General features: G+C 61.2%; 13 protein-coding genes. 6 read left to right on the top strand and 7 right to left on the bottom strand.

Annotation, left to right across the window (positions count from 1 at the left end; genetic code table 11):
• The 5 genes from ASE76_RS21170 to ASE76_RS21165 all read left to right on the top strand — a co-directional run.
• Nucleotides 1-251, top strand: a 251-nt coding sequence (locus tag ASE76_RS21170; protein WP_236698408.1) for a hypothetical protein, incomplete at its 5' end; no start/stop codon positions are given.
• Nucleotides 252-1057: 806 nt separating this feature from the next.
• A complete protein-coding gene (locus tag ASE76_RS11365; RefSeq protein ID WP_156362670.1) occupies nt 1058-1285 on the top strand; it encodes a hypothetical protein in 228 nt (75 codons plus the stop codon).
• Between the two features lie 437 nt (nt 1286-1722).
• Nucleotides 1723-2007, top strand: a complete 285-nt coding sequence (locus tag ASE76_RS11360) for a hypothetical protein (RefSeq protein ID WP_055839176.1) — start codon at nt 1723-1725, stop codon at nt 2005-2007.
• A gap of 1150 nt (nt 2008-3157) precedes the next feature.
• Complete coding sequence (locus tag ASE76_RS11355) at nt 3158-3343, top strand: hypothetical protein (RefSeq protein ID WP_055839173.1); 186 nt, start codon at nt 3158-3160, stop codon at nt 3341-3343.
• 466 nt (nt 3344-3809) lie between these two features.
• Entirely contained in the window at nt 3810-4358 is a 549-nt protein-coding gene (locus tag ASE76_RS21165; RefSeq protein ID WP_236698407.1) for a hypothetical protein, read from the top strand.
• A gap of 68 nt (nt 4359-4426) precedes the next feature.
• Here the strand turns inward: ASE76_RS21165 and ASE76_RS21475 are convergent, their stop codons facing one another.
• The 4 genes from ASE76_RS21475 to ASE76_RS11340 form a co-directional block, all read right to left on the bottom strand.
• On the bottom strand, nt 4427-4537 hold the full coding sequence (locus ASE76_RS21475; protein WP_369793406.1) for an IPTL-CTERM sorting domain-containing protein: 111 nt from the start codon (nt 4535-4537) through the stop codon (nt 4427-4429).
• Nucleotides 4538-4572: 35 nt separating this feature from the next.
• Nucleotides 4573-5058 (bottom strand): hypothetical protein, encoded by a 486-nt coding sequence (locus tag ASE76_RS20845; protein WP_168389243.1) that lies wholly within the window; start codon nt 5056-5058, stop codon nt 4573-4575.
• A gap of 110 nt (nt 5059-5168) precedes the next feature.
• Nucleotides 5169-5531, bottom strand: a complete 363-nt coding sequence (locus ASE76_RS11345; protein ID WP_082448346.1) for a Nif11-like leader peptide family RiPP precursor — start codon at nt 5529-5531, stop codon at nt 5169-5171.
• Nucleotides 5532-5706: 175 nt separating this feature from the next.
• Nucleotides 5707-6018: a Nif11-like leader peptide family natural product precursor gene (locus ASE76_RS11340; RefSeq protein ID WP_055839167.1), complete on the bottom strand. Its 312-nt coding sequence runs from the start codon at nt 6016-6018 to the stop codon at nt 5707-5709.
• 209 nt (nt 6019-6227) lie between these two features.
• Between ASE76_RS11340 and ASE76_RS11335 the strand changes: the two genes are divergently transcribed.
• A complete protein-coding gene (locus ASE76_RS11335) occupies nt 6228-6629 on the top strand; it encodes a response regulator (protein WP_082448344.1) in 402 nt (133 codons plus the stop codon).
• A 74-nt stretch (nt 6630-6703) separates the two neighbouring features.
• Here ASE76_RS11335 and ASE76_RS11330 read toward each other — a convergent pair whose 3' ends face one another.
• The 3 genes from ASE76_RS11330 to ASE76_RS11320 are packed head-to-tail and all read right to left on the bottom strand — an operon-like array spanning nt 6704 to nt 10362.
• The gene (locus ASE76_RS11330) at nt 6704-7600 is read right to left on the bottom strand and encodes an SDR family oxidoreductase (RefSeq protein ID WP_055839161.1); all 897 of its coding nucleotides are present in this window, start codon (nt 7598-7600) and stop codon (nt 6704-6706) included.
• Nucleotides 7601-7624: 24 nt separating this feature from the next.
• The gene (locus tag ASE76_RS11325; protein WP_201781853.1) at nt 7625-9469 is read right to left on the bottom strand and encodes a glycoside hydrolase family 15 protein; all 1845 of its coding nucleotides are present in this window, start codon (nt 9467-9469) and stop codon (nt 7625-7627) included.
• Nucleotides 9466-10362, bottom strand: a complete 897-nt coding sequence (locus tag ASE76_RS11320) for an SDR family oxidoreductase (RefSeq protein WP_304437653.1) — start codon at nt 10360-10362, stop codon at nt 9466-9468. The genes ASE76_RS11325 and ASE76_RS11320 overlap by 4 nt, the downstream gene beginning before the upstream one ends.
• Nucleotides 10363-10430: the final 68 nt, after the last annotated feature.

Below are 10430 nucleotides of genomic sequence, written 5' to 3'. Positions count from 1 at the left end.
TGCAGGAAACGGGCGCGGTTGGTGGCCTCCTTCCGCTCTCGGGCGGCGCAGGCCGCGGCCATGTCCAACCTGTGGATGGCGCGGGGGCGTTTGATGGGAACGCGGGCATGAGTGCGCCTGCAGGCGGCCAGCGGGCCGAAAAATTAACCTTAGACAGTGCTGCGATGGCCTGCGGACGAGATGTCGCGGCGAATTCATTCGACCACCCTGCTTCAGCACATCTCAAAGTGAATTACGCAGACCTTCCCTAGCTTGCACTGGTGCGCAGCGCGGGGAAGCAGAAGAGGGTAAATGGCTGCTGCGGAGCGCGGAAATCGCAAAGCAGCCGCGTCTGCGGGGGACATGTTCCGAAAATGGAAAAAGCCTTCTTAGTCACCGATGTGAAAAGCTTTTAGATGCTGGACTTGGAAGACAGCCTCTCGACCGGTGAGCTTCTGGAGGCCGCCGTCGCTGAAATGCCGAAGGACAAGGGTAAGAAGGATCGCCATCGCGAACGCCTTCAGTCAGCCCTTAAATCGCTGGTGGCGGGCGGCAGCTGTCTACCGCAAACGGTCTGGTGGTTCTATCGTGAGCTGCCTCAAGGTGCTGTCATCTGTGAAATTGAGAGTACCCAATCTCTCGGACGACAACGCGGGCGCTCCTCAAGCACTGCCCGAACGCTCAAAAAATTGCGAACGCGCAAAAAAACGCGCATTTTCCTGCGTCTCGTTTCCCGTTTAGTTCCCGATTGGTCTTGGATGGGATGGGTCCCAATCCCGGATTCCCACTCCTCCGTTAGGGGGAGGGGAAAAGGGACAGCAAACGGGAGAGACGCCGGGCCGGTGCCAAACGAGCAAGCAAAAACTTGCGCGCAATCTTTTGCGCGTTCACAAGGCCGGGTGCGGAATCGCCGTAGCCCGATAGGAACGGAGGCGTGATGGGCTAGCGAATACCCGACGAGGTGCATCAGGAGCTGGTGAGCTGGTCCGGGTGGTGCTAGCTGGGCGAATGGCCGTGGGAGGCCGCGAGCGAACCTGGGGGGATTGGCGGCAGGCCCGAGTCGGAAGACGACGACCAAGTGCGCGCGGCCCCGCCGAACGAACGACGGGCCCGGGTGGTGCAGGCGGTCTGGGAACGGATGGACCTGCAGTGCCGGCTGGTGCTGCGGGCCGAATACCCGGCACGCGATGGTGCAGCGCGGCCGGCTGCGGCCGCGCGGCTCGGCCTCACCCTCGACCGCTACGAACTGGTGCTGGCGGCAGGGGTGGGCAACGTGAAGGATGCTATCGATGCAGTAGGCGCGTGAGGTGATCGCGTTGCTGGATGCGTTTCCGGGCCGCGATTTCCGGCTGCGGCAGATCCTGGCCGAGATGTCACTTGGAAAGCCCCGAGTTCGACGACGCCAGAGGCAAGGCTGCAGTGCGCAAGGCCGTCAGCCGAGTGCTGGACCAGTTGCGCAGCAATGGGCATGTGGGCGTCACCCCAGCTATCGGGCGAGGTGGGTACGCGCGGTGAGCTTGGCGAACCAAAAGTGAGACACGGACTTCTTGAAAAGTGAGAAGCGCTCGGCGACGCTATGTGCGGACCATTACGTCCGCAACCAACCCGCCCAGCAGCAGTGCTCGGCGGGTTTTTCGTACTGCCACCAGCCGGGTCCCGCTCCGCACAGTCTTCACAGCCGGGAGATCGTCTCGCGCTGGTGGCGCCAATCACCCCAAAGCACCTCACGCGCTACAGTGAGGAATGGTCAACGTCATCCAGTTCCCCGGCCGCCCTGGCACCAGCTCCCCGGAGGAAGCCGCAGCCCTGGTGCTGCAGCCCTTCAACCAGGTACGGCACACCCTGCAGCGCTCCCTCGGATGGGATGACCTCACGCTGTTCATCCGCATCTGCTGCACCAGCGCCGCGACGCTGCTGGCTCCTGAGTACACCGCGCAGCATGCAATCGAGAGCGGCTGGTCCGGGTTGGACGAGGCCCGAGCCCGCGGCCATACGCTGTTGAGGTTGATCGTGGAGATGGGGGAATAGACATTTTGCTGAAAGGATGGTGGACAATAATTCTGCTGTGTCCATAACTGTATTCACTGTCGAAGTTCATCCCTCTATTGCTGTGTGGGACGCACACGGTGAGCTTCACTCTGTGCAGATGCAGGTTTATGTCCGCAAGTTGTACCGGAGCTGGCCAGACCCATTTCCGTCTATTACCCGTACTGCTCACTACTGGATAGGCTTGGACTCAGTCGAGCTGAATGGTGACGGTACGTTCACGCGTGCTCGAGATGGTCAGCGGCTATGGCAGGCCGGCCCAAGAGTTCTGACGGGCTTCAGCGATGCATACGCCCACGGTGTGTGGCCCGCACCCGTGACTCCAGCCCGATACAAGCAGTAGATTACTTGCTTCGCGTTTCGGTAGTTAACAGGCGCCGCCCTCCCGCACAGAGTGGTTTCGCGCGTTGTAGCAGCGTGATCTACCTGCCCCCGAAGATCCCCGGAACGTGAATAGGCCCGCCCCGGGTGAATGGCGGGATCTCTCCGCGACTGCGCCACCGCTGTCACGGGAACGCGGAGGGCAGTATCCAGCGGAGCCAGACCAAGCCCGTGGGTCCCATGGGTGCAAACGCGGTTAGCTCTTGCTGCGCAGACTGGAAGCGTTGATTGTTCGCAGGATCTTCGACTGCATCTCGTGTAGCTCGTCTCGGAGCTGAGAGTTGTTAACGGTAGTGTTGAGTCCCGCGATTGAGTCCATACAGGAAGCAAACGAATCGAACAAGGTCCTTGGGCTTGGATGGCTTTCGATAAGAGCATGCAGGGTTGCCTGATGCGAGATCGATCTCGTTGCTATGAGATCAAGAGCGCTCTGCATCGCCTCTAAGTGGTTGGTCAGCTTTCGCAGTACTTCGAACGTCTTTGCAATCGTGGGTACGGGGACTATCTGCTCAGACATGGAAATGATATGTGTACGGATAGAAAGTGCATCATCTTCCCGCAAATATGGAGCTGCGTGCAGCGGTGCGCTTGGTCGGCATGAAGCATGGCCTGAAGCAGTGATAGCCGACAGGCCCGCGGCTACGGCGCCAAGTGGGACCGGCTCTGCCTGCTGGTACTGAAGTGCGGCGGCCAGCTCTGCCACTACCCTGACTGCCGGGGAGGCAAGCGCAGGTATCGGGAGGCCACCGAGGTGGACCACATAAAGCCGATAGCCTGGTTCAAGTCCGGCCCCGCAACAGCGGATCCGGACTTCCCGGACAGCCTCCGCGCCGTGCAAACGGAGTTCCACGAGCAGATGACCGCCATTCATAAAGGGTACAAGCCCGCGATTCGCATAGGGCTGGACGGCTTCCCGGTCGAGGAATTGCGGATCTAGGACAGGGCGACTGTTAAAACCGCTCCAACAACGAGTGCCGCAGCGAACGAGAGCACGTCTAGGCGCCAGACCATCTCCCACCCCGACGCCGCTACCCGGGCCGAGAAGTTTCGAAGCCAGTCCGCAGCCGGATGACCATGCGGCAGTGCACATGCTGCCGTAAGGGAGCCTGTGATCAGAAGCGCAGCGGTGCCGAAGACGAGGACGACGATCGCTGCGAGGACGCTCACGGAGATGAGTAGACCAGTCATGCAGACATTCTGAGCCCGGCCTCACTGCTTCGCAACTTGCCTGCGCAGGTAGGGGATGGTGAAGCAAAAGTCCAGAGTCAAATCGCCCAGGACCCTCCGTCCAGCCTTTTTTCGCACGGGCAGGTTATGAAAACCGTGACGCGCCGGATCAATGGCGTACTGAATGGGATCGGAGACCGCCGCGCGCGGTATTTGCGGGCCCTGGAGGTGCTGGCGTGAACGCACTCGCCTACCTACTGGGCGCCAGCATCGCCGCCAACGCCCTGCTGGGCTGGGCTTGGATCGACGCTCGAGATGCCCGCACCGTGGCCGAGCAGCAGCGGGACCAGACGCGCGCCGATGCCACGGCCGTCAGCGATGCAGTCGAGGCGCTCGATAACCTGGCCAAGAAACGCGCGGCAGCGACCAAGCCAGTGCAGGCCGCCGCCCGGGCCGCGGCAGTGGCGGTCCAGCAGCGCGCCACTCAAAGATTGTTACCCCGGCGGCCGTCGCCGACGACGACTGCGCCAGCGCTGCAGGCCTGTGTGCAGCGCTGGGAAGGGGAGGGTGAAGCCATGAAGACAGTGATTGCGATCGCCGCAGCGGCCGCGCTGGCCGGCTGCGGCACGGTCCGAACGGTGCAGGTCAAGGTGCCGGTGCAGGTCGAGTGCCGTGTGCAGACGCCTGCAAGGCCGGCAATGCCGCTCGAGGCCCTGGGGCTGGCCTATGACGTCGACACCTGGGTTGCGCAAGTGATCGCCAAGGTCGCTTTGCGAGAAGCCTAAAAAGGAACTGGATATAGCAATTGGAGAGTACACCGCCAACCTGTGACAAGCCAGCGTTTGGCAGCCTATCAGCGACCCTTGCGCATGCGTAGCATTGCGACCATGCCGACCATGCCGACCAGCGAGGCCATGAGGATCAGGCCCCATTCAGACAAGGTTGGGATACTTGTTGACGCCACGACCGGCGGCGGTGGCGTTGCGCCGATGCTAAGAGTCAAGCTGTCGGCGTTGGCACCCGTGCCCACGTGTAGGTATAGGTCCCCACTGTCAGACCAAGGGACGCCAAAGTTCTATTTGTCCATATTCCAGTGCCTTGCATTGCCGTTTCAGAGACATAGCCAGGTTGAAGTCGGATCGAACTATTGATGCCCACGATGCCGATAACAGTACCCGTTACTGAAGATGCAAAAGTTGTACCACCTGTGCCGAACGACGTTGGACCAGTGATTCCCTGCCATTGAGTAGAGGGCCCTTGCCCCACCAAACTTCGGGCGACGTTCGGCGATGTGTCAGGAATGAAATTGCCGGTATTGCCAAACAAAGTTATGCCCGCTGTGTTAATGGCCCCGCTGCCCGATGCCGCCACATCGGCGCCCGACTGGTAGATGTATATGGTGTATGCAGCATGCGCGCTAGCTGCCGATGCGAGCAGACCTACCATGGCCACAATGCGGGTGGCTGCGAAAAGTTTGTTGGACATGCGAAATAGGTCGGTGCCGCAGTCCAAGGACCTACATTCAGCATGCAGGCGCCAGCCGACAAAAGGTCATGGCGACTTTTTATGGCTGCAACTTCAACTTCGGGAAAGGCTTACCAGCCGGAAAAGAATTCGTTGATTTTTGCCCCAGCGTATTTGACGCCCGTGTCAACAGGCCCGTTATGACCCATGCCGATTTCATTCGCTCCGGAACGGATGGCCTGTCGTGCTGTTTTCCCGCCTGACACTGCCTCAAGCTGCATGTCTGAGAGTTCGCCGCTGTCGTCGACATTACGCTGTTGTTCGATCCACGCTTCGGCTTCTGCGTACGTGAAGTCGTAGCCCATGTCCTTGCCCTTGGCAACCACGCGGGCCGTGAACTCTTCTGGCGTCGTGAAGTTGGACATGAGCTCCTGCATCAGCGCTGGTTCGCTTTGGACCCGGGTGTAAAAATGTTCGATCTGAGCTTGGGACACGGAAGACTCCTGAGGTTGGCGCCACTATGGCTAGAGGGGTGAAATCTATCCCAGTGGCGGTGGACGGACTTGGCTCAGCGTCCCAACTGCCAGCCTCGCAATTTCAGATTCGCGCCCACGCGGAGCGAGCCGTCGTCGAACATCATGCCGCTGGGACCACGGCGCTGCTGGATGATCAGCCGAAAATTTTCTTTTGATGCTCGGCCGGGTCGCCAAGGAGGATGGCTGCCATGTTCTTGTGGCGCTTGCCGCCCGCCACTGCCTCCAGTTGCGTATCGGAAAGCTCCCCCGATTCTGCGAGATGCTTTTGCTCCTTCAGCCACTTGTGGGCATCGTCGCTGGTAATTTCGTACCCAAGTGCTTCCGCTTTGGCGATAGCATGCTCCGCGAATTCCTGCGCGGTGGTTACGTTGGAGGTGAGCTCTTCCGTCAGCGCCGGGTCTTGGGCAACGCGCGCTTGAAATTTGTTCAGCTGGTCTTGGGACATACTGCATTCCTTATATGCCGCTTGCCGGATTGGCGCGACGGGACGAATCTATCCCAAGGAGTGGTCGCTGACTTTGCATTCCGTCCCCAACTGAGCCGGCATCGTCCAAGTTTCCGCGCCAGCCGGCTATGCCCTCGATCTGCTCCCAGACCTGTTCATTCTGGCTGAAGGCCAAACCGGAGAGCTGGCGGAAGCGCTTGACCTAAGCCATCATCGCCGCACTGCGTAGGCTACTGCGCAGTGAAGGCTGGCTGCTGCTCAGCGCCACCTTTGCCGAACAGGCGCTGCAACTGCTGGCTCGGCACAAGGTCGACGTAATCCTGTCCGACCAACGCCTGCCGGGCATGACCGGCGTCGAACTGCTGCGGCGGGCAAAGCGGCTGTACCCGGACACGCTGCGGCTGGTGCTGTCGGGCGACAGCGAACTGCAGTCGATCACCGACGCGATCAACGAGGGGGCGATCTACAAGTTCCTTGCCAAGCCCTGGGACAACGTGCAGTTGCGTGCCCAACTGCGGGAGGCCTTAGCGCTGACGGAGATCGCCGACCAGAACCGCCGACTACATCAGGAACTGCAGAACGCGAACAGGGACCTGGTCACACTGACCTAGTTGGAGAGACGCAGTCGTGGGCGAATATCAATCCGCTGCCTCCAAATGGTCAAAGCACAAGCCGGGCAGTGCGGTTATGGCGTGACCATCCCGCCGTTTACATTCAGAGTCTCGCCTGATACGTAACTCGACTCCGCGGATGCTAGAAAAACATAGGCAGGGGCAAGTTCGGCAGGCTGACCAGAACGTCTGTAGATGTTTTCGTTGTCGAAGTTCTTCATCTGCTCGTCGGACACACCGCCCGAAACTTGCAACGCAGTCCACACCGGTCCCGGCGCGACCACATTTACTCGAATGCCACGCGATGCGAGCTGCTGCGCGAGACCCTTCGAGAAATTGTTGATCGCCGCTTTGGTAGCCGCGTAATCCAGGCGTTCCGGCGACGGCTTGTAGGCCTCCAGCGACGCGGTGTTGATGATGCTGGCACCCGCCGACATATGGGCCAGGGCTGCTTTGGTGATCCAGAAATTCGCGAACACGTTTGTGCGGAACGTCAACTCGAACTGTTTGTCAGTCAGGTCTGCGATTTGCGCGACAGCCACCTGTTTGCCGGCGTTGTTGACGAGAATGTCTAGCCCGCCTAGTACCCCCACGGCTTCCTCGACGAGCGCTCGGCAGCGGTCTGCATCCGTGATGTCGGCGGCTATCGCATGCCCCTTCCTGCCAGCCTTTTCTATGTGACTGAGGATATGACCGGCATCCTCTCGTTCTGAGGGCAGATGCACGATCACGACGTCGGCGCCCTCGCGCGCAAATGCGATGGCGACCGCGCCGCCAATGCCGGAGTCGCCACCGGTTATCAAGGCCTTGCGTCCGGCAAGGCGTCCGCTGCCGCGATATGTCTTCTCGCCCAGGTCAGGCACTGGCGTCATGCGCGCCTGTATGCCGGGCACCGGCTGATGTTGCACAGGCGGTTCCACGCGAGCGTACTGCTCGACTGGATTCGTAAAACTGTATTGATCACGAGCCATGGTTTTCCTTGTCAATGCTTGAATTCAACAGGGCTTCTGCGATGTCATGACGTCTAGGGCCATCACGTGCGCCAGGTGCGAAAGACCTTGGGGCAGGTTGCCCAGGAACGTGCCCGAATTGCCGTCGACCATCTCCGAGAAAACACCCACACCACGCTGCGCCAGGGCGGCTTGTGCACGCAGAAGAGTTTCCGCCCCGTGCTTATGCTGACCCAGCAACATGCGCGCCTCGGCCATCCAGAAGGTGCAGGCCACGAAACATCCCTCTTCCTGATCGGCCTCGCTGTAGCGGTAGTGGAAATCGCCACATCCGAGTTCGCGGTCTATCGCATCCAGTGTTGCCGCCAGGCGATCGTGTCCGTCGAAACGGAATCGCACCGCAAGCGCCAGGGACGCATCCAGTCTTCCGGAGCCCGGGTAGAACTCGTAGGCCTGCATTTCTTCCGACCAGCAATGGGTGCCGATCCACTCCGCTATCCGGTCGCGTTCCCGCAGCCAGCGGTCACGGCAGGTGGTGGGCAGTTGCCCGCCGTCGGCGAGTTCCACCGCACGGGCCAACGCCTGCCAGCAACTGATTTTGGAGTTGGTGTAGTGCTCCGGCGTCGGAAGCTCCCATATGCCGGAGTCTTTCTGCCGCCAGCCGTCGGCGCACTGGTCCGCCAGTTTCGCCAGCACTAGGGCACTGGAAGAATCGAGGATGTTGCCGCAGTCCACAAAACGGTGAGCAGTCTCGAAAATGTCGCCGTACACACCTTGCTGCCGTTGGTTGGTTGCCGCGTTGCCCACCAGCACCGGCTGGCTGTGCCGGTATCCAGGAATGTCGATACGACGAGGCTCCGGCACCGGTTCTCCCTGCAGCGTGAAACACACACGCGGACCGAATTCGCAGAGCCGCTTGAGCAGCCAGCTGAAGGCTGCTTTTGCCTCTGCATGCGCACCCGCGGCCAGGAAGGCCTTGACCGTATAGCCTGCGTCCCGCACCCAGGCGTAACGGTAATCGTAGTTCTTGTCGCCGCCTGAGCGTTCGGGCAGTCCTGCGGTGGCAGCGGCCGCGATCGCGCCGGTCGGCGAATACAACAGCAGCTTCAGGGCCAGGGCACTGCGTACGAACTCGTCGCGATGGGGGCCGTCGTATTTCACGCCCTTCGCCCAGCGCTGCCACTCGTCGTGGGAAGTCTCGATCCGGCCATCGATTTCCTCGATGCCGGGAACCACCAAGGGTTCGTCCTGTCCCGCCACGATGGCCGCCAGTTCACGCCGGCCGGCACAGACCTTGACTTTGCCGCGCACGCCTTCGTCGCTGCGATCGACGACGAACCCTGTTGAGTGCAGGAACACCCCGAGCACGCGTTCGACATGGAACACCGCGTGCCCGCCGATATGCGACTGGTATGGACTCACGGCGTCCGCGCGGCGGCTGAAGAGCAATTCCAGTGAAAAGGTGACCTCTCCGGAGAGGCCCTCGATGCGACGCGCCAATTCGGCCCAAGGCAGGCGGCCCGCAGTACTGCTGTTGAGGGACTCCACCATCCGCGCAGTGCCGTTGGGCGTGACAAAAATGGTCTCGCAGACGTTGCTATCGGCACGATAACGTTGGTATGACTCGAACGGTCCTTCCGGCGTCAACGCAAAGCGTCCACCCTCCGGTGGGTCGAGCAGCCGGTTGAACAACGGGGGCGAGTCCAGGTTCGGCACACACCACCAGTCGATGGATCCGTCGGCGCCTGAAAGCGCCACGGCGCGGCCGTCACCCAACGCGGAGTAACTTTCGAGCGGAAGTTCTCCGTCATAACGTTCAGAGGGTGAGGCGGCGGCAGTCGTGCACCATTCGGTGCCTGCCACCGGGTTTTGCGCGATAGCGGCGCTCAAGCAACGCCTGCCCCGCCGGTAACACCGAACACTTCGCCCGTGATATAGCTGGCTTCCTGGCTGGCCAGCAGCACATACACCGGAGCTATTTCCACCGGTTGACCAGGTCGGCCGTATACACTTCCCTCGCCGAATTTCATAACCTTTTCCGGGGGCTGGCCACCAGCAGACTGGAGCGGTGTCCAGAACGGCCCCGGCGCTACGACGTTGGCCCGGATTCCTTTCTCGATGAGCTGTTTCGACAGCGCCTTCGTATAGGCCACGATGCCAGCCTTGGTCGTGGCGTAGTCCAGCAGGATCGCCGAAGGGTCGTATGCCTGGATGGACGCGGTGGTGATCACCGAGGCACCGGCAGGCAGGTGCGGCACGGCTGCCTGCGCGATCCAGTGCATCGCATACAGGTTCGTTTTCAAGGTCTTGTCGAAGTCTTCCGACGTCACTTTCGAGATGTCCGGGCGGTGCTGTTGCCTGCCCGCATTGATCACGAGGATGTCCAGCCCTCCCAGCGTACTCACCGTTTGCGCGACGAGTTCCCGGCACCACTGCTCATCCATCACGTCGCCGGGCAGTGCCAGTGCAGTGCGGCCTTCCGCCTGGATGAGTTCGATCACCTCGTCCGCGTCCGCCTGCTCGCTGGGCAGGAAGGAGATGGCGACATCGGCGCCCTCGCGGGCATAAGCGATGGCAGCGGCGCGGCCGATTCCGCTGTCTCCTCCGGTGATTAGGGCCTTCCTGCCCTCAAGGCGGCCGTTGCCCTTGTAGCTGGTCTCCCCGTGGTCGGGCTGGGGCTCCATACGCGACGCCCGGCCCGGAGCGGACTGAGGTTGCCTGGGAAACGGGGGCTGGGGATATTGCGTCCGCGGATCCTGCATGACGAGTCGGTCGGCCAAGATGACACTCCAATAGTTGGTTCAGGCATGATTCTTGGTTGTCACGTGTCGCCGCTAAGGCAGAAAACGCC

This window comes from Xylophilus sp. Leaf220, assembly GCF_001421705.1.
Classification (GTDB): Bacteria; Pseudomonadota; Gammaproteobacteria; order Burkholderiales; family Burkholderiaceae_C; genus Xylophilus.
The sequence above is the reverse complement of the archived record's forward strand: the minus strand, read 5'-3'. Positions and strand labels throughout refer to the sequence as shown.